Here is a 21,456-nt window from a genome sequence, read left to right as displayed (position 1 = left end):
GTTTCAGAGTCTTTTGCTGCGGAGGCTGAACTGCCTGCGGCAGAAGCGGAGCTTGAAGCGGCTGTTTCAGAGTCTTTTGCTGCAGTGGCTGAACTGTTTGCGGCAGAAGCGGAGCTTGATGCAGCTGTTTCAGAGTCTTTTGCTGCGGAGGCTGAACTGTCCGCGGCAGAAGCCGAGCTTGACGCAGCTGTTTCAGAGGCTTTTGCCGCAGTGGCTGAACTATCTGCTGCTGACGCTGAACTTGATGCTGCCGTTGCAGAAGAGCCCGCTTGAGTTGCAGAGCTGTCCGCAGCAGAAGCAGAGTTTGATGCTACCGTTGCGGAAGAATCTGCTTTGGTTGCAGAGCTGTTTGCTGCACTTGCCGAAGTGCTTGCGGCTTTTGCCGAACTGTCTGCAGCAGAAGCAGAGTTTGATGCTGCCGTTGCTGAAGAATCGGCTTTATTTGCAGAGCTGTTTGCTGCACTTGCGGAGGTACTTGCTGCTGTTGCCGAACTGTCTGCAGCGGACGCTGAGTTTGATGCGGCAGTTGCTGAAGAATCGGCTTTATTTGCAGAGCTGTTTGCTGTACTTGCGGAGGTACTTGCTGCTGTTGCCGAACTGTCTGCAGCGGACGCTGAATTTGATGCGGCAGTTGCTGAAGAATCGGCTTTATTTGCAGAGCTGTTTGCTGCACTTGCCGAAGTGCTTGCGGCTTTTGCCGAACTATCTGCAGCAGACGCGGAGCTTGAAGCAGCTGTTTCAGAGGCTTTTGCAGCAGTTGCTGAACTGCCTGCGGCAGAAGCAGAGTTTGATGCGGCAGTTGCGGACGAGCCAGCTTGAGTTGCAGAACTATCCGCTGCACTTGCCGAAGTACTTGCGGCTTTCGCTGAACTATCTGCAGTGGACGCTGAATTTGATGCGGCAGTTGCGGAAGAACCCGCTTGAGTTGCGGAGCTGTCCGCTGCACTTGCCGAAGTGCTTGCTACTTTTGCTGAACTATCTGCAGCAGACGCTGAATTTGATGCGGCAGTTGCGGAAGAACCCGCTTGAGTTGCAGAGCTATCCGCTGCACTTGCAGAGGTACTTGCCGCTGTTGCCGAACTATCTGCAGCAGATGCTGAATTTGATGCGGCAGTTGCTGAAGAATCGGCTTTATTTGCAGAGCTGTTTGCTGCACTTGCGGAGGTACTTGCCGCTGTTGCCGAACTGTCTGCAGCGGACGCTGAGTTTGATGCGGCAGTTGCTGAAGTACTTGCGGCGGTTGCAGATGAATCGGCTTTAGTTGCGGAGCTGTACGCTGCATTTGCCGATGTGCTTGCGGCTTTTGCCGAACTGTCTGCAGCAGAGGCCGAATTTGCAGCTTGAGCAGCAGCATTAGTGGCTGTTGAAGCTGCTGTTTCAATTTTAGCTAAATTGTCATTGACTGTTTTTGCAGCAGTACTGGCAGCAGAAATTGCTGTTTTGGCTACAGAAGATAAACCATAAATGATCTTACCTGAACCATCGGTACTTACAGTGAGATCTGATGTTGCACCGAAAGTAAGTGAATTATTTTGAGCTAATGTCCATTCTTTGGCTTTGCCAGCTTGTGTATTTTGATTAGATAAATTGTTTTCTATATTGAAAGTAAATGCACGACTAACATCAGCTTTACTATTTAAAGCTGTGGATACTTGAGATGCAGATGTTGAAGCAGCATTAGCTGTAGATTGAGCTGCTGTCGCAGCGGTAGATGCTGCATTTGCGGTACTTTGTGCATTTGCGGCAGATGTCGAAGCCCTATTCGCTGTGCTTTGGGCTGCTGTCGCAGCAGTCGATGCAGCATTTGCGGTACTTTGTGCATTTGTGGCAGATGTCGAAGCCCTATTCGCTGTGCTTTGAGCTGCTGTTGCAGTAGACTGTGCAGTGCTGACTGCTATATTTGTTTGATATAGCTGTTGTCCTGTAACAGCCTCAGTCGAACGATTATCTAAAGTAGCATTGGCAACATTCACGATTTTTCTTTTTAGAGCATTACTGCCAACGGAAACTTGATCTCTACCTGTTGTTACTGAGTTTCGACCTAATGCAATAGCTCCTTCATGTTTAGCATTTGCGTTAATACCAATAGCAATTCCAGCATCTTGCCCTTGATTAACAACAGCATTTTGTCCAATTGCTATGCCGTGATTAGTATGAACTTTTGCAGCATTTCCTATTGCAACACTACCCCCAGCTTCTGCTGTGGCGTTTTGACCAATTGCTATGACAGATTGTCCTTTTGCAATTGCCTTACTACCAATAGCTAACGATGCTTGATCAGCTCGATTTCCCAGTGCTTTTGAGCCAGAACCTATAGCGATATTTCCGACATTTCCTGTACCAGAATATACTTCCGTTTCACTAGAAGAGATCTGATTGCCATTTGTAGAACCAATTTGTACGGCAGCCAGTGCATTCGCACTGGCTGACATTAGTACTAATGTGGCTGAAGTAACTGCTATTTTATGGACTGATACTTGCTGATTTATTGATGATTTTGTTTTACCTTTGCTTCGATTAAGTTCTGATACTGCAACCCATGTTTGGGTGATATGATTAAAAATCACTTTAAAAATTTTATTCATACACTATTCTCAATTTTGTTGATACTAGAAAAGAATTCTACCATTAAATTAAAAAATAAAAATCCTTTTTTACTATTTCAATAAAGAAGATAGGCATATATTATATGCAATTGTCATCTTTTGAAAATAAATGTAAGGTGTGTTATTGCAATTCTTTTGAAAAGAAAATATTATCCCTTGACTAACTCTCTATAAAAATGATGTATGAAAAAAAGAATTGCAAACTTCCTTCGTAAAAAATATTTATGTACGCTCTGTTGTACGGAAAATAATCAGCCTTGGGCAAACACTTTCTACTACTATTTCGATAACGATAATAATCGTCTTCTTTATATCAGTAGCGATCAAACCCTCCACGGTCGAGTAATGAAGAAAAATCCGAATGTTGCGGGAACAATCTTTACACCTACCCGTTTTAATCCTTCTTTGCAAGGTTTGCAATTTACCGGTCAAGCGAAAATGTTAGAGGGGGAAGATGCGGAGATTGCCAAAACATTGTATAATCGAGATTATCAGCACTATTTAATTGATGAATTACCTGTATGGGAAGTTCGCTTGGAATTTGCCCGTTTAATTGATCACTCTCTCGGTTTATTTAGCACAATGGAATGGCGATTGGGAGATAATGATGATGAGAGCGAGTGGGACAATTTAGACGTTTAACCGCAGTACCTATACTTTCCTCAATGCAAGCGGTGCGATAATGCGATTTTTTGCATACTATGCCCTTGCTAACGCCCACACTTGAATGTGCCGTATACCTTTTTTCAGCAGTTGTGAGCAGATTGCATTCAGGGTTGCACCGGTGGTAATCACATCGTCCACAATGGCGACATTTCGATAGTTTTGCTGAGGTTGATAGCAAAACGCATCTTTCACATTTTTCTTGCGAGCCGCCGCCGTCAATTCCCGCTGTGAACAGGTTGCTTTAATCCGTATGAGCGAGCGGTTATCCAACGGAATTGTCAGTTTATCTGCCACATAAGCGGCAAGGCAGTCTGCCTGATTATATCCCCTTTTCCATTGTCGATGCCAAAAGAGTGGTACGGGCAAAATCACCTCCGGTCGTTCAAGTCGATAGCTCCGCTGCGCATTTTTAATTGCCAATAGTAATAATCTGCCAAGTGCTTCGTCTAAGTAAGGCTGATGTTGAAATTTAAAACGGTGAATCCAGTCTGCAAGCGGTGGTTTATAACGGGAAATTTGCACAATTTGATGCCATTTTACCTCACCATTTAGGCAGTTGCCGCAGCCGTGATGATAATGCAACAGAGGCGATCCGCAGCGGGTACAATAAGGTGAAGGTTTGACTAAGGCGACACAGTGGCTGCAAAAACCGTGTGAGCTGATCTGTAATTGGCGTTGGCAATGGAAGCAACGAAATCCCCATATATTCATTTTGGTTTCCTTTTTGTTGAACTGTATCAATTTTTTATGGCAAAAATGGATAGAATTTTGTGACATTGATCGAAAAATCAGTAAAATCTTGCCGTTTGTAAAAAGGAGAAAAAATGCAGAAACTATCACAGCCGATCAAAATTGTCTTTTTCGACATTGATGAAACCTTATACTACAAAAAAGAACAGCGGATTCCAGCATCAATTATGGAACAGGTGATTCCCCGTTTGAAAGCCAACAATATTATTCCGGCAATCGCAACGGGGCGTACTTACGGGGCATTTCCCGATGCCCTCAAGCCGTTAATCTCGCCAAAAGGCTTTGAGCTTTTTGTAACGACAAACGGGCAGTATAATCGCTATAAAAATGAAATTATCAGCGAATATCCGCTGACGACGGAGCGAATTGAGCGGGCATTACAAAAATTAACCGCACTGAATATTGAATATGCGTTCGTTACCTCCGATGAGATCGCCGTGTCAAACAACACGGCGGAGGTTGAAATTGCACTACGCCCGATTAAAGACGACTATATCGTTGATCCGCTTCATCACCTCAACCATCAGGTATTGCAACTGTTAGCGTTTTTCCCGCAAGAGCGGACGCAGGAGGTGATTGCCGCAGGTATTTTGGAAGACGATTGGAAAGAAGTACGCTGGCACCCTTACTCTGTCGATCTGCTGAATCAACATAATTCCAAAGCGAAAGGCATTGCCGATGTGTTACGCCATTTTAATTTATCCCTTGATAATGCAATGGCATTTGGCGATGGGCTAAACGATTTGGAAATGCTGGCATCTGTCGGCTTCGGTGTGGCGATGGGGAATGCCGAACCCGAACTCAAAGCCGTTGCGGACTATGTTACACTTCCCATCGAACAAGACGGGATTTTGCACGCCCTTGAGCAACTTAAGGTAATTTAAGTTACAATTCACGATTAAAACATCACATTTTTCCCACTTTTCTGAGATTTTATGGAAAACAAGAAATGAAAAAATATGCACTTTCCGCCCTATGTTTAGCCGTCAGCCCGTTTGTTGCTGCCGATCAGGATCAACAAAAAATCATTGAGCGTTTTGATGATCAACGTATGCAAACGGAGGCTTTGGAGCAGCATCAGCCCAAACCGGTTGTAAAGCAAAATATACAAAAACAAGCGGATAAACCGACTAAAATCAGCATTACCAAAGCAGAATTGGCAAAACAGCCGGAACTGCTGATTCGAGCCTTGTTACCGGCGGTAATGCAGGGCAATGGCGACAATGTGGCGTTACTCTATCCACTTTATCAAGATTTAGCACCGCAATATCAAGATGCGGGATTAACCAAATGGGCAAAAGCGATTTTGGCGAAAAAAGAGCGGCATTACACCCAAGCGATTGCACTTTATCGAGAATTGATTGCGGAAAATCCGTCTGTCACTTTTTTGGTGCGTTTTCAATTAGCCGTTGTGCTATTTGAGAATAATGAACTGGACGCCGCGCAAGATCAGTTCCAAAAATTACGGGCGGAAACCCTGCCACAAGAAGTGCAAGCGGTCATTGAACAGTATCTTTCTGCAATTAACAAACGGGATAGTTGGAGTTTTAGCGGCGGGCTGACCTATCTCAACGATCCGAATATCAACAATGCGCCGAAATCCGGCACAACGATTGGTAATTGGCACGCGCCCAAACGGGAATCGGCACAAGGGATCGGCTTTAATCTGAATGTCGGCAAAAAATGGTCGTGGCATAACGGCTGGTTTAATGAGCTGCGTTTAAACGGCAGCGGCAAATATTATTGGGATAATCAAAAATATAACGAAATGAGCGGGCGTGCGAGTGTCGGCTTAGGCTTTCAAAATGCCAAATATACGCTGGCGTTATTCCCCTTTATGGAGCAAACCCTCTACGCCGGCGGCTCGGCGAAAAGCGATACGCTCAAACGTTTTTCCAAAACCAGCGGTGTAGCGCTTGAAACGAACTACTGGCTTTCACCGAACTGGCAGCTTAGCGGTTCATACGAATACGGCGAGCAGCGTTACGCCAGCCGTAAGCATTTAAACGGTAACAGCCATTTTGCGTCAGCCGGTTTGGTTTACCTTGCCAGTGCCAAACAGTATTGGTTCGGTAATCTTAATTACAATCGGGTGTCGGCGAGGGATAAAGACGATGCTTATACACGCCGCGGGCTATCGCTCGGCTGGGGGCAAGAATGGGGGAAAGGTTTATCCAGCCGTTTATCAATTAGCTATGCGCAGAAACATTACAAAGGGGCAATGCCGATTTTCAATATTACCCAACGGAATAAGGAATACGGTTTTCAAGCGTCCGTTTGGCATCGGGCGGTGCATTATTGGGGGATTACGCCACGTTTGACCTACAATTTCACCAAAACCAAAAGTAATTATGCGTTTTCCAATTATGACAAACACCGTATCTTTTTGGATTTCAGTAAACAATTTTAGTGTGATTAAGGCTTGCCGAGGCAAGCCTTTTATTTTGCTCAAAATTGGCATTGTATAGCAAATGCACAAGAATAGACATTTTAACAGAATGTAGGGACACACTGCGTGTGTCCTTTATAAAAATCAAATTATGTCAATAGGTTAAAATCCGGACACACGCAGTGTGTCCCTACAAGCGAATAAAAAACAACTTTGTGCAACGGCTACCTACATAATATTGAAATTCTGCAAAAAAGCGGCTTAAACCGACCGCTTGTTACGCCGGATTTTCGCTGTCGGCTTCTTCCAACTCATCTGCCATTGCTGCGAGGGCATCACGGCAGAGCTGGGCGAGAGCTTTGTAAAAACCGCTATCAAAGGCTTCGACTTTGCCCAAAAATTTGCTTAAACACGGCAATAAAAACTGCTCAAATAAGGCTTTTTGCGCCTCAAGGGACTGGAGGTTATCTTCGACCCACGATGCCGTCAGCAATAATAGAGCAACGTGATCGGGCTGTGCTAACGGCGGCATTCCACGTTGTTCACGGAAAGTGGCAAAATCCGCCACCGGCAATCCATAGGCAGAGATTGTCGTAGCAATAGCACCCTGTTCGCCAAAAAGTGCTTGATAATCCTTGCCTAGTGCCGTAGGGTGTGCGCCCTGTTCGATTTTAGCCAGTGCCTGCTCGCTTTGCGCATCGGTGGTGAGCGCCCAATGTTGCTTTAACTGCCCTTGTTGAAGCCAAAGAAATGTGCCGGCTAAAATCGGATCGTCAGGGCAGCGGTAAAAAAGATTGCCGAATAAGCGGCAAAGCAGTGAAAAATCATTGATGATCGTCTCGCTCATAATAACTCGCTGAAATGAAAAAGGCGTATGTTACACTAACTCGTGGAGGAAGATAAAATGAAATATATTGGTGCACACGTCAGCGCTGCCGGCGGTGTGGAAAATGCGATCTTACGCTCGGTGGAGATTGGGGCGAATGCGTTCGCGTTATTTACGAAAAACCAGCGCCAGTGGCAAGCACCTCCGTTGAAAGCGGACAACATTGCAAAATTCAAACGTTTTTGCCAAGCCCATCAATTTTCCGCCGATCATATTCTGCCTCACGACAGCTATTTGATTAACTTAGGCAGCCCCGATGCCGAAAATTTGGCGAAATCCCGTGCGGCGTTTATTGATGAGATGCAACGTTGCGACCAGTTAGGGCTAAAACTGCTCAATTTTCACCCCGGTAGCCATTTGAATAAAATCAGTGAACAAGACTGCCTCGCTCGCATTGCCGAATCGATCAATTTGGCGGTTGAAGCCGTGCCGAATGTGGTGGCTGTGATTGAAAATACCGCCGGACAAGGCTCAAATCTCGGCTGGCGGTTTGAGCATTTGCGTGAAATTATTGAGCAAGTGGAAAATAAACAACGGGTCGGTGTCTGTTTGGATACTTGCCACCTGTTTTCCGCCGGCTATGACATCAGCAGTTATGCCGCCAGCGAGCAGGTTTTTGCCGAGTTTGATCAGGTCGTCGGGTTTGCGTTTTTACGGGGAATGCACCTTAACGGCTCGAAAACTGCCCTCGGCAGCCGGGTTGATCGCCACGATACGCTAAACGGTGGCACTATCGGCACAGAAGTGTTTCAATTTATTATGAACCACACCGCATTTGATGACATTCCAATGATTTTAGAAACCATTTCGCCTGAAAATTGGGCAACTGAAATTCAGTTTTTACGATCGTTGGAACAAAATTGATTTTTGGGTGTCGCAAAACGGACGGCGCATTTGAGCCGCTTTATCTATTCAATCACGAGGCATTTTCGCCAGCGATAAATTGGCGAAGCAAACATTATGTATCACCGTTTAAAATCTTTTTCAACCTTTATCTTCATTAGCTTGTTATTGGGGCTGACCGGCTGCGCTAATGCCAGTTTAAGTACCCAAGCGGCAACCAAAAGCCAAATTTTAGCGCAACAAAAACGCCACACCGCCCTGTCTAATCCTGCCAACGATGCCTCGCAAAAAGTGTTAGGCGTATATCGACATTGGGCGGGTACACGCTATCGGCTTGGGGGGACAACCAAAGCGGGCATTGACTGTTCGGCATTTGTGAAAACCACGATGCACAGTGCGTTCAATCTGCATTTACCACGTTCAACAGCGGAGCAAAAACACGCCGGACGCGCGATTTCAAAATCGGCACTGCGTCCCGGTGATTTGGTGTTCTTCCGTAACAATCATCACGTTGGCGTCTATATTGGCGGCGGTAAGTTTGTACACGCCAGCACCAGCCGTGGGGTAATGACCAGCTCATTATCGGAACGTTACTGGGCAAGAAATTACACACAATCCCGCCGTGTTTTATAAAAGCAAGCGGTCGGTTCGGTACAATTTTTTGTAAAATTCTGATTAGGCATTGCGAAACATTTTAAGACTTGTATAGTAACACGCCGTGAAATATCACAATCAAAAGGAGAAAATGTAATGCCTACGCTCAATGCGCTTGTCCAGCGTTTAGACCGTGTTAATGATGATCAGAAAAAACCGCTGATCAACGCTATCATCAACCAACTTGCCGCTCAAGATTATCAAGGCCGTTTGTCGCCGTCTTTTGTCGCTGAATGCTGCCAACAGTTCCGAGTTTCAACACTGGAATTTGCACTTGCCGGCCTGCCGATTGCCGCTTGTTACGCCTTAACGCCGGTTTCTCATTTTAATGTCGGGGCGATTGCTATCGGCACATCAGGTACATTCTATTTTGGCGCAAACCAAGAATTTGCCCACGATGCCATTCAACAAACCCTACACGCCGAACAGAGTGCGATCGGGCACGCTTGGCTTGCCGGCGAGAGCCGTTTAACCGATATTGTGGTGAACTACACGCCGTGCGGGCATTGTCGCCAATTTATGAATGAGCTTAACAGTGCCGCCGATCTTCATATTCACCTGCCCCATTGCCAACATCAACCGCTTCATCACTATTTGCCGGATGCTTTCGGGCCAAAAGATTTACAGATTGAGCAACTTTTGTTTGATCGCACCCGCCAAGCCTTTTTACCACAAGGCGATCCTTTAATCCAAGCAGCCATTGAAGCGGCTGCGTACGCCTATGCGCCGTACAGTTCGGCATACAGTGGAGTCGCACTTCAATGCGGCGAGCGTATCATTACCGGGCGTTATGCCGAAAATGCCGCCTTCAATCCGAGTTTTCTGCCGCTTCAATCGGCGCTCAATTTTCAACGCTTAAACGGTTGGCAAACAGATCCGATCACAAGGGTGGTATTAGCGGAAAAAGTGGCGGTACTTAGCAGCCGTGCCATCACGGCATCTTTGGCTAAACAGCTGTTTAATTTAGAAATAGACTATTTCAGCCTGTAACAAAATTTAAACAAATAGTCCACAGAAAAAGCTCGCTTACTCGGAAAATTTGATTAAAGCTAAGTAAATCGAAAATTTGCTATTTCAGATGTTACAAATGCCAAGTAGAATGGTAAAACTTTGCAACATTTGTGTCAGTGCAAATGAGATAAGTCGAATTGTTAAATTTTATCAAAGGTTAAAAAATGCAAAATCCACAAATTTTGATTGTTGAAGATGAAGCTGTTACCCGAAGCACGTTGAAAAGTATTTTTACGGCGGAAGGCTATGATGTATTTGAGGCAAGCGATGGCAACGAAATGCACTCAATATTAGAACAGCAGGCAATTCATCTCGTGATTATGGATATAAATTTACCCGGTAAAAATGGATTGATGCTCGCACGGGAATTACGTGAAAATACAAATATTGCGCTAATGTTTTTAACAGGGCGGGACAACGAAGTTGACAAAATTTTAGGTTTGGAGATCGGGGCGGACGACTACATTACCAAACCGTTTAATCCAAGGGAACTGACGATTCGGGCACGCAATCTGCTTTTACGCACAATGGCGGAAAAAGATAAACTGACGGATAAAGACGCTCATCAAGTCGAAAGTTATCGCTTTAACGGCTGGACGTTGGATGTCAATAGCCGTAGCCTCATTAACCCTGAAGGGACGGTAATCAAACTGCCCCGCAGCGAGTTTAGAGCCTTACAGCATTTCTGCGAAAATCCGGGGCGGATTCAAACCCGTGAAGATCTGCTCAAAAGAATGACCGGGCGTGAGCTTAAACCTCACGACCGCACGGTTGATGTTACCATTCGCCGTATCCGCAAACATTTTGAAGATCATCCGGACACGCCGGAAATCATCGTTACTATTCACGGCGAAGGCTACCGCTTTTGCGGGGATATTGAATAGCCGTCTCCCCTGATGAAAAGCAAGCGGTCGGTTTTGATATTATTTTTGCAAAAAAGTCCCGTAAACTGACCGCTTGTCGTTTCTTCCGTTCCCCTTTCCACAAAAAATTTACAAGATTTCCACACGATTTTAGGGTATGATAGCGAACCTTTTTCACTATTATTTTGGAGCAAATCGTGTCTTCCCTTTGGTCTGATTGTTTAAGCCACTTACAAACGAAAGTTTCGTCCACGGATTACAGCACTTGGCTGCGTCCGTTGCAAGCGAGCTCAACCAACGGGGAATTGGTACTTTATGCACAAAATCAATTTGTGGCGAACTGGGTCAAAGATAAATTTATGGCGGAAATTGTCGGGCTGGCACGTTTTCTCAGCAAAAACGATAATTTACAGGTGGTACTCAATGTCGGCATTAAGCCGACCGAGCAAACCAGCATTGCAGAGCCGCCGCTCAAGCCACAGGATAGCGCAACGCCACACAATATCCGCACAGGTCTAGCAAATAACCTCACCTTTGATAACTTTGTGCAGGGGAAATCAAACCAACTGGCAAAAGCAGTGGCGCAGCAAGTTGCCGCTAACCCCGGCGAAAGTCATTGCAACCCGTTCTCCCTTTACGGCGGCACGGGATTGGGGAAAACCCATTTGCTTCACGCTATCGGCAACCATATTTTGAGCCAAAACCCAAATGCTAAAGTGGTATATATCCATTCCGAGCGTTTTGTGCAAGATATGGTCAAAGCCCTCAAAGCAAATACGATTGATAATTTCAAAAAATTCTACCGCTCCCTTGACGTGCTGATGATTGACGATATTCAATTTTTCGCCAACAAGGAAGCGACCCAAGAGGAGTTTTTCCACACCTTTAATTCTTTGTTTGAGGGCAGTAAACAAATTATCGTTACCTCCGATGTGTTTCCGAAAAATATTGAAAATATTGAAGAGCGTATCCGCTCCCGTTTAAGTTGGGGGGTGAATGCGGCGATTGAGCCGCCGGAGCTGGAAACACGGGTGGCGATTTTGATGAAAAAAGCCGAAGAACGTGGCATTGCGTTGAACGAAGATGTTGCCTTTTTCTTGGGGCAAAAACTGCGTACTAATGTGAGGGAATTAGAGGGCGCATTAAACCGTGCGATTGCGTGGAGTAATTTCCAAGGCCGCCCGATTACGATTGATGCTGTGCGTGAAGCATTGAAAGATCTGATTGCCTCTTACGATCACCTAATCACGATTGAAAATATTCAGCGGGTGGTTGCGGAATATTACAACATCAAAATGACCGATCTGAAATCCAAAACCCGCACACGCTCGGTGGCTCGCCCACGCCAAATGGCGATGGCACTGGCAAAAGAATTGACCCAACACAGCTTGCCTGAAATCGGGCGTGAATTTGGCGGGCGGGATCACACCACCGTGATGCACGCCTGCAAAACCATCAGTGAATTAAGGGATACCGACAGCAGTATCCAAGAAGATTATATTAACCTAACCCGCAAATTATCGTCCTAAGGAATTGTTATGCTATTTACTATTACCCGTGAACAGTTACTCAAACCGTTACAACAGGTTTGTAGCGTACTTAGCTCTCGCCCGACATTGCCGATTATTAGCAATCTGTTGCTGAATATTGAAGGCAACCGCCTTTCGCTGACTGGCACGGATTTAGAGGTGGAACTGACCACTGAAGCCGAATTATTTGAAAGCGTTAAAACCGGCGGTAAATTCACAATTCCGGCGAAAAAATTCTTGGATATTTGCCGTAGTTTACCGGACGATAGCATCATTTCGGTGCAATTTGAGGAAGATCGCGCTTTAATCCGTGCCGATCGCAGTAAATTCAATCTCGCGACGCTGCCGGCTGCGGATTACCCGAATTTAATGGATTGGAAACCGGAAGTGGACTTCACCATTGAGCAAGCCACCTTAGCACGCTTGATTGATGCGACCCAGTTTTCAATGGCAAACCAAGATGCCCGCTATTTCCTCAACGGTATGAAATTTGAAACAGAAGGCAATCTGTTACGCACGGTGGCGACAGACGGTCATCGCTTAGCCGTCTGCACAATGGCGTTAAGCCAAGAACTGCAAACCCACTCGGTGATCGTACCACGCAAAGCGGTATTGGAGTTGTCCCGTTTAGTCGGCAACAGTGATGATGTCCGCTTGGAAATCGGCACGAGCAACCTGCGTGTGTCAATGAACGGCATTGTCTTTACCTCCAAACTGATTGACGGGCGTTTTCCGGATTACCGCCGAGTCCTGCCACGCAATGCGGATCGCATTTTAGAAGCCGATGCGGAAGGATTAAAACGGGCATTAGTACGGGCAGCGATTTTATCTAATGAACGTTTCCGTGGCGTACGCTTGGCATTAAATGATAATTTGCTGAAGATCACCGCCAACAACCCGGAGCAAGAGGAAGCGGAAGAAATTATTGACGTGTCCTATCAAAGCACGGAAATGGAAGTGGGCTTTAACGTCAGCTATCTGCTTGATGTCCTGAATACACTCAAATGCCAGCGTGTGCGGATCAGCCTTGTCGATGCCAGCTCCAGTTGCTTAATTGAAGATTGCGACAATAGCACCGCAGAATATGTGATTATGCCAATGCGCCTCTAATCCGCTTCGGGCTTGCTTTCAACGGGCAAGCCCTTTGTTAAAAATATTGCTCAACCGACCGCTTGTACGCCCGATGTCCCTATCTCGCCTTATCATCAACCATTTTCGCAATCTCGCTAATGTCGATCTTGAATTAAGCGAAGGCTTTAATTTTTTGGTCGGCGCAAACGGGAGCGGCAAAACCAGCCTGCTAGAAGCGATTTTTTATCTCGGGCACGGGCGATCTTTCAAAAGCCATATCAGCAATCGGATCATTCATTATGATCACGACCGCTTCACGTTGTTTGGTCAGCTCGATGAAGAAAAACATCGGTGGTCAGTCGGGCTGCAAAAAACACGTCAAGGCGATACTACCCTCAAAATTAACGGCGAAGACGGCAAAAAAATTTCCGATTTGGCTCAACTATTGCCAATGCAGGTGCTGACCCCCGAAGGTTTAACCCTGCTAAATGGCGGGCCGGCATATCGCCGTGCTTTTTTAGACTGGGGTTTATTTCATCAACACAGTGAATTTTATCGCCACTGGGCAAATTTAAAACGGCTACTCAAACAACGTAATGCGGCACTTTCACAAGTTCGCCATTATGCCGAGTTAAAAGGCTGGGATATTGAACTGGCAAAATTAGCCAAAATTATCAGCGAGTTACGTTCGGATTATGCCGATGCGTTACGGCCGGAAATCGAACGTACCTGCCAATTTTTCTTACCGGAATTAGAGGTGAGCGTCAGCTTTCATCAAGGCTGGGAAAAAGAGAGCGATTACGCCGAGATTTTGGCAAACAGTTTTGAGCGGGATCGCAATGTCGGCTATACAATGGTTGGGCCGCAAAAAGCGGATTTCCGTTTCCGTGCTAACGGTTTACCGGTGGAAGATGTCCTCTCTCGAGGACAGCTCAAATTGCTAATGTGTGCGTTACGCCTTGCCCAAGGGGAATATTTAATCCGACAAAAACAACGCCAGTGCCTGTTTTTGATTGACGATTTTGCCTCCGAACTTGATCCGACCAAACGGGAGCTACTTGCCCACCGCCTACGGCAAAGTCAATCTCAAGTATTTGTTACCGCCATCACCCAAGATCAGCTGCAACAGATGCACTGGCAGGAAAAGACGGATGATAGACTGTTTCGGGTTGAAAACGGTATTATCACCTCAATCGTATGATTCAAGCGGTCGGTTTTTAGTAATTTTTTGCAAAAAATAATCTCAAGAGAAAATGATCGTTTAGGTTACAATCACTCTGTTGTAAACACAGGATAAGGAAGAAAAAATGTGCGGCATCCCGATTGAAAAAAGAACTTACACCACCCGATTATCGCCCGATGAGGTTCGGCAAAAAATTGCCGAAATGGTCGATCCGACAATGAGCTGGCAGTTTTTGATCAGCCCAAAATACCGCCATCACTTTTACGGCAAATTATCGGCTTCCGCATTTAAGTTACTACCAATTTTAAAAGGCGGGACAAGTCCGGCATTACCGGTATTTATCGGCAAAATTAGCCAAGATCACGAGCAAACGACTATACATTTAACCGTCAGACTACATTGGGGCTCATTGATTATACTCTGCTTTTTTATGTTGGGCGGGATAATGTTTATTGTAGAGGGTATCATAACCCATAACATTGCTCCCTCAATCATAGGGGCTACTTTCACATTGGTGATCGCTTTCTTGTTTGTGATTTCGTTTAAATCCGTTGCCCTATCCCGAATAATGTATTTCGATAGGCTGTTTTCACGGCGATAAATCAAAATACGTTTTTCAACTTTAATTTGGGGTATTCACATACCCCAATGTTATTTCAGCCTGAAATTGCACATTTTTAGGCTGATTTTACCGCGTGTCGCGGAGTTATTGTTTTTTTCCGCCGAAGCTGACATCTAGGTTGGAGTTTTCGCCGAATTGAACGATCCCTGCCGCTTCTCTTGCGTTTTTACCGAATAATGCCCCTTCATAAAGACCGTTACTATCGCCCAATACGCTGGCTCTACCGGAGAAATCGGCGCCGGATAATCTACCTTGGTGTAGGGTAATGTCTCGTCTAAACTCATCGCCATTAAAGACAGAAAATTTAATTGAGCCATCAACGGTTTTATTACCAAAGTCCACATTTAAGGTGGTGATACCGCCTTTTTGGTGTGTGCCGTCGTAACCGCTTGCCCAAGCAGCATCGCCTTTATACACGGCAACGCCGGATTTTGGCACATCTTCTGTTTTTGTACCTTGATAACGCACTTCTTTCAATGTTTTGGCATCGTTGATCCAAACACCGTAAAAGGCATCATTGAGATTTTCGCCGATCAACGATCCATCTTTGGTTTTTCCGCCTACCGTACCTTTTGGGCTAATGGATAAGTTGATTTTTTCGCCGTCCGGTGTTTTGGCTGTTCCTGCTCCACCACCGCTACCACAAGCCGTCAGACCAACCAAAATTAAACTCACAACAGCAATTTTTTTAAATGACATAGGACTCTCCTAGAAATAATAAATCTAAAGACTAAATATTAGTCATTAGTATTATCCTCCTCCTAATTTAACTTATATCAATTAAATCATTTAATGTGTAAATTGTTTGATTTATAAAAAACCATAATGCCTATTCATAATGCGTCAATGCACTCGGAATCAGACAAAACAGGTTTTAGCAAAAGATTAAAAGCCGCCTTGGAACTGGCTGGGCTTCACTCTTTATCCTTAGCTGAAATTTCGAATAAATTTAATCTTCGCCACCCGAATAAATCCGTAACACCGCAGGCGGTGCATAACTGGTTGATCGGGCAGTCTATTCCTACCCCTGATAAAATCGAAACCTTGTCAAAATGGTTGAATATCAGCCCCGAATGGTTGCGTTACGGAAAAGCCGATTTTGCCGGCGAGCATTTATCCCAAGACGAAATTTTAATGTTGAAGTATTTCCGTGAACTACCAAATCACCGCCAACAAGCGATTTTAGCGTTATTGCACGAATTTCAATCCTAACATTTGCAAGCGGTCGGTTTTGCTTAAAATAATACAATGTGATGTTGTCATTAAGTGGGAGGGCAACGAGGGATACAGGGGCAATCGCTTGCCCCTTTTGCGATAAGATTAGAGCGAGTTGATAAAAACAACAACAATAATCAATGGGATAACATATTTCACATAGTTAAACCAAACGGTTGTAAAGGTTTCGCCCGCCCCTAACTCTTTTTTCGCCTCATCTTTAAGGACGAAGCCGACAAAGATCGCACTGCCAAGTGCGGTGAGGATAAACAGAATATTACCGCTCACATAATCAAAGGTATCGAAAATACTGCGACCGGCGATTGTAATCTCTTTCCAAACATTGTCGCTTAGCACGGACGGAATATTACCTAATACAAAAATGCCGCCTAAGGTAATCGCAATCGCTGCTTTGCGGCTTAATTTGGTTTTTTCCTGCAAGGCGGTGATGATTACTTCGTAAATGGTGAGTGAGGTGGTGAGAGCGGCTACCACGAGCAGTCCAAAGAAAATCACCGCAAACACCGAGCCTGCCCACATATGCGAAAATACGATCGGCAAACTTTGGAAAACAAGCGTCGGGCCGGAATTGGGTTCAACATTAAAGCTAAACAATGACGGGAAAATCATAAAGCCGGCAGCAAGGGCGATCAGGGTATTGATTACGCTCGTGATCGTTGCTGTTTTCACCAGATTTTCATTTTTATTCAGATAACTGGAGAGGGTAATCAATACGCCGAAACCTAAGCTCAAGGCGAAAAAGACTTGCCCGAGAACAAAGATAAACAATTCTTTAGTGATTTTTGAAAAATCGGGAATTAGGTAGAATTTAATCCCTTCCATTGCACCCGGCAGCGTGATATTACGGATGATCATTATGATCAGCAGAACAAATAACAACGGCATTAGAAATTTTACCGAGCGTTCAATGCCGTCCATAATGCCTTTTGCCAATATGATATAGTTGGCAAGTACGAAAATCGCCGTATAAATTAAAATAGCAATCGGATTATTATGGATATGTTGCTCAAAAAAGGCGGCAGTCGTTTCAACGGTAACGGGAGCGGAGAGAGCTAATTGACCGGATACAAGGCTGCCTATATAGTTCAGCACCCAGCCACCCAACACCATATAATAGGCGAGAATGCCGAACGAGCCGAGCAAGCCCATATAACCGAGAATTTTCCATCCGGAATGAATGTTTTTGCCGTTTGCCGTGCCGCCAAAGGCATCGATCGAGTTTTTTTGGATACGTCTGCCGATCACGTTTTCAACCAAAATCATTGGAATACCGATGACGATCATCGCTAAGCAGAACAAGAAAACATAAGCCCCGCCGCCGTTTTCGCCGACTAAATAGGGAAAACGCCAAGTTGCACCAAATCCGATAGTCGCCCCTGCGACCGTTAAAATGTAAGTCAGACGGCTTGACCACGATTGCCGTGTTGTTGTTTGTGTTGTCATAAAATCACCTTAAATTTTGCAAAAAATAGAAGAAAACGCACCGCGTGTCCGGTGCGTGAAAAAATTAAGCCAGTGCCGTTTTGGCATCTGTATAAGTTAAACCAAAGGCATCACTCACGCCTTTGAACGTACATTTGCCGTTATAGGTGTTCAAACCTTGTAATAATGCCGGATCGGACAAACACGCTTCTTTCACACCAAGGGCAGCTATTTTTAAGCCGTATTGGAGGGTGGAATCAGTTAAACCAAGGGTTGAAGTGCGCGCCACGCAGCCCGGCATATTGGCAACACAATAATGAATCACACCGTCAATCTCAAAAATCGGATCATTGTGAGTGGTTGGAGTGGAGGTTTCAAAACAGCCGCCTTGGTCGATGGCAACGTCCACTAAAATCGCCCCTTTTTTCATCAATTTGAGATCATCACGGCGAACTAAATGCGGTGCTTTTGCCCCCGGAATTAACACCGCGCCGATCACAACGTCCGCTTCCGGTAACAGACTTAAAATATTACCGCGTGAACTGGTTAAGGTTTTGATTTGCATACCGAAAATTTGGTCGATATAGGCAAGACGTTCGGCGTTAATATCTAAAATGGTTACGTCCGCCCCAATGCCCATTGCAATTTGTGCTGCATTTAAGCCGACCACGCCACCGCCTAAAATCACCACTTTGGCTTTAGGTGTCCCCGCCGTGCCGCTTAGCAAGACACCCGCACCGCCGAAGGTTTTTTGAATAAATTTGGCGGATTCGAGGGTTGCCAAACGACCGGCAATCGCACTCATCGGCGCAAGACAAGGTAAGCCGGTCGGGGTTTTGATCGTTTCATAAGCAATCGCTTGAATATTGCGCTTTAACAACATTTCGGTCAGCGGTTTATCGGCGGCGATGTGGAGATAGGTATAGAGAATTTGGTTTTCACGGAAATAGTCGTATTCACATTCGATCGGCTCTTTCACTTTGATGATCATCTCGCTTTTCGCAAACAGTGTGGCTTTATCGGTCATTTCCGCTCCGGCTTGCTGATAGGCTTCATCGCTAAAGCCGATTTCTGCCCCTGCACCGTGTTCAATATACACTTTATGCCCCGCTTCAACGTAAGATTGAACGTTGGCTGGGGTTAAACCGACACGGTATTCTTGGACTTTAACTTCTTTTGGGCAACCTATAATCATTGGATGTTCCTTTTTGATTGAGGTAATAAACACACAGCGTAAAACGCTACAAATTTTTAACATATATACTATATGTTTTTTACATTATCGTTTATTTACCCCTAATCTGTCTGAGATCTCGTTCACAAAATTTTGATCTGCTATGTAAATTTGGAAATATCTTTCCCGCCCAAACTCTGCTAAAATCCGTTTTATTGCAAACTATTCTTATTTTGAGAGATTTTATGTTATTTGCGATTCTTGCAATGGTTGGGTACTTGGCGGCACTACATTTAGGTGCGTTGGCGTGGATTGTGCCGATGCGTAACGGCGATCACCAAACGGAAGTTACCCCGAAAGTAAGCTTAAAAGTGGTGTGGCTGGTGGGGCTGATTGCCTGTGTCTGTCATTTCATTAACGTGTCTCAACATTTAATTGATCAAAACGGGCAAAATTTTACCCTTGCCAACGTTGCCTCGTTGATGAGCTTAATGATGAGTCTGCTGGCGACCTTGGCATTGCCGAAATGGAAAACCATTTGGTTTCCGCTGTCGGTGATTTATATTCTCAGTATTGTTTGCATCGGTGTGTCTAGCTTCGTTTCCGGCAGCTTCATTAAACAGTTGGCAGAAGATATTGGGCTGCTGTTCCATCTTGCGATTGCGCTGTTTTCCTATGCGCTGTTTTTTATTGCTCTGCTTTATGCGTTCCAGCTCAAATGGCTTGATTATAGGCTCAAACAGAAAACGATGCGTTTTTCGCCGGTTTTGCCGCCGTTGATGACGGTAGAACGCCATTTCTTCAATCTTACCCTTGTCGCACAAGGGCTGCTTACGATCGCACTGATTAGCGGAATGATCTACCTCCACAACTTTTTCGCACCGGAGCAGATCCATAAAGCCATTTTTTCCTTTATGGCGTGGATTGTTTATAACTTTTTGCTATTAGGACAATGGAAGTTACATTGGCGCGGAAATCGGGTGCTAATTTACTCAATTTCGGGTATGATGTTGCTGACGATTGCCTATTTTGGCAGCCGTGTGTTGTAAAGCACGAAACGGAAAGCGGTCGGAAAATCGCAAAAATTTGCAAAAAATCAACCTGTTCCCACCGCTTGTTTGATCAACGAATATAGGAAAAATACCTTGGAAAGTATCCCCCTGAGTAGCTTATTTATTGCACTTGTCGTTCTACTTATTCTCTCCGCTTTTTTCTCCGGCTCTGAAACAGGGCTAATGTCATTAAACCGCTACCGTATGCGCCACCTCGCTCAACAAGGGCATCGAGGGGCAAAACAGGCGGAAAAATTGCTCTCTCGAACTGATGTTCTGCTCAGCCTTATTCTAATTTGTAATAACTTAGTGAATATCACGGCGTCCGCTATCGCCACAATGATTGGAATGCAGCTCTCCGGCGAAGCAGGGGTGGCGATTGCAACTGGCTTGCTCACCTTTGTGATGCTGGTCTTTTCCGAAATTTTACCTAAAACTATCGCCGCCATTTATCCGGAGCGGATCGGTTTTTTCGCCAGCTATGTTTTAACCCCGCTCAAGAAAATCTTACTCCCCCTCGTTTTCTTGATGAACCTCATTATTAACGGCTTAATGAAATTATTGCGTATCCGCCAGCCCGAAAAAGCGGGGCTGAGTGCCGAAGAATTACGCGGTGTAGTACTGGAAGCGGGTAAATTTATTCCGAGTTCCCACCAAGAAATGCTGATTTCCATTTTGGATATGGAAAAAGTAACGGTGGACGACATTATGGTGCCACGCAACGACATCGGCAGCATTGATATTGATGACGACTGGAAAGCCATTATGCGTCAGCTTACCGGTGCAGCACACGCCAGAGTGGTGATTTATAAAGGCAATCTCGACAAAAATATCCTCGGAATGTTGCGGGTGCGGGAAGCGTTCCGTTTAATGCTGGATAAAAACGAATTTACCAAAGAAATGTTAGTGCGGGCGGTGGACGAAGTATATTTTATCCCCGAAGGCACGCCGCTTACCACCCAGCTAATGAATTTCAAAACCAACAAAGAACGCATCGGCTTAGTGGTGGACGAATACGGCGATATCAAAGGCTTAGTTACCCTTGAGGATATTTTGGAAGAGATTGTCGGCGAATTTACCACCTCAACCTCGCCAACTCTTGAACAAGAAGTCAAACCACAGTCAGACGGCTCGGTATTGATTGAAGGTTCGGCAAATCTGCGGGATCTCAACAAACTGTTTAACTGGCAGCTCCCCCTAGATGAAGCCCGTACTTTCAACGGCTTAATCTTAGAACATCTGGAAAAAATCCCCGATGAAGACACCCAATTCACCCTGTTTAATTTACAGGTAACAATTTTGGAAGTTAGCGACAATATGGTTAAACTGGCGAAGGTTGAGCAGGTTAGTGTTGGTGAAATATAACTTTTTTACCTAGCGGTTTATTGAGAAATATTTTTGCAAATTTCTCATCGGAACACGCCGCTTGTTTATTTCTTTTTTTGAAGAAATGTACACATTAGGGTAAAATCCAAACTTATTTTATCATTCATAAGACA

20 protein-coding genes are annotated in these 21,456 nt (G+C 45.1%); 14 read left to right on the top strand and 6 right to left on the bottom strand.

Going from position 1 to position 21,456, the window contains the following annotated elements; translation table 11 throughout:
- Positions 1–2,585, bottom strand: a 2,585-nt coding sequence (locus RO21_RS12730; RefSeq protein WP_277619725.1) for an ESPR-type extended signal peptide-containing protein, incomplete at its 3' end; no start/stop codon positions are given.
- Between the two features lie 204 nt (positions 2,586–2,789).
- On the opposite strand from RO21_RS12730, the gene RO21_RS01770 reads away from it, so the two are divergent.
- Positions 2,790–3,248, top strand: a complete 459-nt coding sequence (locus tag RO21_RS01770) for a pyridoxamine 5'-phosphate oxidase family protein (RefSeq protein ID WP_047976081.1) — start codon at positions 2,790–2,792, stop codon at positions 3,246–3,248.
- A gap of 57 nt (positions 3,249–3,305) precedes the next feature.
- Here RO21_RS01770 and RO21_RS01765 read toward each other — a convergent pair whose 3' ends face one another.
- On the bottom strand, positions 3,306–3,983 hold the full coding sequence (locus RO21_RS01765; protein ID WP_047976080.1) for a DNA utilization protein GntX: 678 nt from the start codon (positions 3,981–3,983) through the stop codon (positions 3,306–3,308).
- Positions 3,984–4,096: 113 nt separating this feature from the next.
- On the opposite strand from RO21_RS01765, the gene RO21_RS01760 reads away from it, so the two are divergent.
- Positions 4,097–4,906: a Cof-type HAD-IIB family hydrolase gene (locus RO21_RS01760; protein WP_047976079.1), complete on the top strand. Its 810-nt coding sequence runs from the start codon at positions 4,097–4,099 to the stop codon at positions 4,904–4,906.
- A gap of 65 nt (positions 4,907–4,971) precedes the next feature.
- Positions 4,972–6,432 (top strand): surface lipoprotein assembly modifier, encoded by a 1,461-nt coding sequence (locus RO21_RS01755; RefSeq protein ID WP_047976078.1) that lies wholly within the window; start codon positions 4,972–4,974, stop codon positions 6,430–6,432.
- A 256-nt stretch (positions 6,433–6,688) separates the two neighbouring features.
- Here RO21_RS01755 and RO21_RS01750 read toward each other — a convergent pair whose 3' ends face one another.
- Positions 6,689–7,258, bottom strand: a complete 570-nt coding sequence (locus tag RO21_RS01750; protein ID WP_047976077.1) for a TorD/DmsD family molecular chaperone — start codon at positions 7,256–7,258, stop codon at positions 6,689–6,691.
- A gap of 57 nt (positions 7,259–7,315) precedes the next feature.
- Between RO21_RS01750 and nfo the strand changes: the two genes are divergently transcribed.
- The 8 genes from nfo (at position 7,316) to RO21_RS01710 (ending at position 15,052) form a co-directional block, all read left to right on the top strand.
- The gene (gene nfo, locus RO21_RS01745) at positions 7,316–8,161 is read left to right on the top strand and encodes a deoxyribonuclease IV (protein WP_047976076.1); all 846 of its coding nucleotides are present in this window, start codon (positions 7,316–7,318) and stop codon (positions 8,159–8,161) included.
- A 96-nt stretch (positions 8,162–8,257) separates the two neighbouring features.
- On the top strand, positions 8,258–8,773 hold the full coding sequence (locus RO21_RS01740) for an NlpC/P60 family protein (protein ID WP_047976075.1): 516 nt from the start codon (positions 8,258–8,260) through the stop codon (positions 8,771–8,773).
- A gap of 117 nt (positions 8,774–8,890) precedes the next feature.
- The gene (gene cdd / locus RO21_RS01735) at positions 8,891–9,784 is read left to right on the top strand and encodes a cytidine deaminase (protein ID WP_047976074.1); all 894 of its coding nucleotides are present in this window, start codon (positions 8,891–8,893) and stop codon (positions 9,782–9,784) included.
- A gap of 185 nt (positions 9,785–9,969) precedes the next feature.
- Entirely contained in the window at positions 9,970–10,689 is a 720-nt protein-coding gene (gene arcA, locus RO21_RS01730; protein WP_047976073.1) for a two-component system response regulator ArcA, read from the top strand.
- A gap of 164 nt (positions 10,690–10,853) precedes the next feature.
- Positions 10,854–12,197, top strand: a complete 1,344-nt coding sequence (gene dnaA, locus RO21_RS01725) for a chromosomal replication initiator protein DnaA (protein ID WP_173425292.1) — start codon at positions 10,854–10,856, stop codon at positions 12,195–12,197.
- A 9-nt stretch (positions 12,198–12,206) separates the two neighbouring features.
- Positions 12,207–13,307 carry a DNA polymerase III subunit beta gene (dnaN, locus tag RO21_RS01720; RefSeq protein ID WP_047976071.1) on the top strand — a complete coding sequence of 367 codons (1,101 nt, stop codon included), beginning with the start codon at positions 12,207–12,209 and terminating at the stop codon, positions 13,305–13,307.
- Positions 13,308–13,380: 73 nt separating this feature from the next.
- Positions 13,381–14,469: a DNA replication/repair protein RecF gene (gene recF / locus RO21_RS01715; protein WP_047976089.1), complete on the top strand. Its 1,089-nt coding sequence runs from the start codon at positions 13,381–13,383 to the stop codon at positions 14,467–14,469.
- Between the two features lie 106 nt (positions 14,470–14,575).
- Positions 14,576–15,052 carry a hypothetical protein gene (locus tag RO21_RS01710; RefSeq protein WP_047976070.1) on the top strand — a complete coding sequence of 159 codons (477 nt, stop codon included), beginning with the start codon at positions 14,576–14,578 and terminating at the stop codon, positions 15,050–15,052.
- Positions 15,053–15,157: 105 nt separating this feature from the next.
- Here the strand turns inward: RO21_RS01710 and RO21_RS01705 are convergent, their stop codons facing one another.
- Positions 15,158–15,772 carry a transferrin-binding protein-like solute binding protein gene (locus RO21_RS01705; RefSeq protein ID WP_047976069.1) on the bottom strand — a complete coding sequence of 205 codons (615 nt, stop codon included), beginning with the start codon at positions 15,770–15,772 and terminating at the stop codon, positions 15,158–15,160.
- Positions 15,773–15,898: 126 nt separating this feature from the next.
- Here RO21_RS01705 and RO21_RS01700 point away from each other — a divergent pair, with 126 nt between their 5' ends.
- Positions 15,899–16,285: a helix-turn-helix domain-containing protein gene (locus tag RO21_RS01700; protein ID WP_241482351.1), complete on the top strand. Its 387-nt coding sequence runs from the start codon at positions 15,899–15,901 to the stop codon at positions 16,283–16,285.
- Between the two features lie 108 nt (positions 16,286–16,393).
- Here RO21_RS01700 and RO21_RS01695 read toward each other — a convergent pair whose 3' ends face one another.
- Both RO21_RS01695 and ald read right to left on the bottom strand, forming a co-directional pair.
- Entirely contained in the window at positions 16,394–17,752 is a 1,359-nt protein-coding gene (locus RO21_RS01695) for a sodium-dependent transporter (RefSeq protein ID WP_047976067.1), read from the bottom strand.
- 64 nt (positions 17,753–17,816) lie between these two features.
- Entirely contained in the window at positions 17,817–18,926 is a 1,110-nt protein-coding gene (gene ald, locus RO21_RS01690; protein WP_047976066.1) for an alanine dehydrogenase, read from the bottom strand.
- A gap of 224 nt (positions 18,927–19,150) precedes the next feature.
- Here ald and RO21_RS01685 point away from each other — a divergent pair, with 224 nt between their 5' ends.
- Together RO21_RS01685 and RO21_RS01680 are read left to right on the top strand one after the other, a co-directional pair.
- A complete protein-coding gene (locus RO21_RS01685) occupies positions 19,151–19,954 on the top strand; it encodes a cytochrome C assembly family protein (protein ID WP_047976065.1) in 804 nt (267 codons plus the stop codon).
- A gap of 96 nt (positions 19,955–20,050) precedes the next feature.
- Positions 20,051–21,322: an HlyC/CorC family transporter gene (locus tag RO21_RS01680; protein ID WP_084724230.1), complete on the top strand. Its 1,272-nt coding sequence runs from the start codon at positions 20,051–20,053 to the stop codon at positions 21,320–21,322.
- The last annotated feature ends 134 nt before the right edge of the window (positions 21,323–21,456 follow it).

Source organism: Muribacter muris (assembly GCF_001038205.1).
In the GTDB taxonomy this organism is placed as follows: domain Bacteria; phylum Pseudomonadota; class Gammaproteobacteria; order Enterobacterales; family Pasteurellaceae; genus Muribacter; species Muribacter muris.
Note: the sequence above shows the minus strand (reverse complement) of the source record. Positions and strands in the feature narration are given on the sequence as shown.

Coding starts and splice junctions, on each gene's coding strand:
- RO21_RS01770 (WP_047976081.1), top strand. CDS start 2,790: ATGAAAAAAAGAATTGCAAACTTCCTTCGTAAAAAATATTTATGTACG.
- RO21_RS01765 (WP_047976080.1), bottom strand. CDS start 3,983: ATGAATATATGGGGATTTCGTTGCTTCCATTGCCAACGCCAATTACAG.
- RO21_RS01760 (WP_047976079.1), top strand. CDS start 4,097: ATGCAGAAACTATCACAGCCGATCAAAATTGTCTTTTTCGACATTGAT.
- RO21_RS01755 (WP_047976078.1), top strand. CDS start 4,972: ATGAAAAAATATGCACTTTCCGCCCTATGTTTAGCCGTCAGCCCGTTT.
- RO21_RS01750 (WP_047976077.1), bottom strand. CDS start 7,258: ATGAGCGAGACGATCATCAATGATTTTTCACTGCTTTGCCGCTTATTC.
- nfo (WP_047976076.1), top strand. CDS start 7,316: ATGAAATATATTGGTGCACACGTCAGCGCTGCCGGCGGTGTGGAAAAT.
- RO21_RS01740 (WP_047976075.1), top strand. CDS start 8,258: ATGTATCACCGTTTAAAATCTTTTTCAACCTTTATCTTCATTAGCTTG.
- cdd (WP_047976074.1), top strand. CDS start 8,891: ATGCCTACGCTCAATGCGCTTGTCCAGCGTTTAGACCGTGTTAATGAT.
- arcA (WP_047976073.1), top strand. CDS start 9,970: ATGCAAAATCCACAAATTTTGATTGTTGAAGATGAAGCTGTTACCCGA.
- dnaN (WP_047976071.1), top strand. CDS start 12,207: ATGCTATTTACTATTACCCGTGAACAGTTACTCAAACCGTTACAACAG.
- recF (WP_047976089.1), top strand. CDS start 13,381: ATGTCCCTATCTCGCCTTATCATCAACCATTTTCGCAATCTCGCTAAT.
- RO21_RS01710 (WP_047976070.1), top strand. CDS start 14,576: ATGTGCGGCATCCCGATTGAAAAAAGAACTTACACCACCCGATTATCG.
- RO21_RS01705 (WP_047976069.1), bottom strand. CDS start 15,772: ATGTCATTTAAAAAAATTGCTGTTGTGAGTTTAATTTTGGTTGGTCTG.
- RO21_RS01700 (WP_241482351.1), top strand. CDS start 15,899: ATGCCTATTCATAATGCGTCAATGCACTCGGAATCAGACAAAACAGGT.
- RO21_RS01695 (WP_047976067.1), bottom strand. CDS start 17,752: ATGACAACACAAACAACAACACGGCAATCGTGGTCAAGCCGTCTGACT.
- ald (WP_047976066.1), bottom strand. CDS start 18,926: ATGATTATAGGTTGCCCAAAAGAAGTTAAAGTCCAAGAATACCGTGTC.
- RO21_RS01685 (WP_047976065.1), top strand. CDS start 19,151: ATGTTATTTGCGATTCTTGCAATGGTTGGGTACTTGGCGGCACTACAT.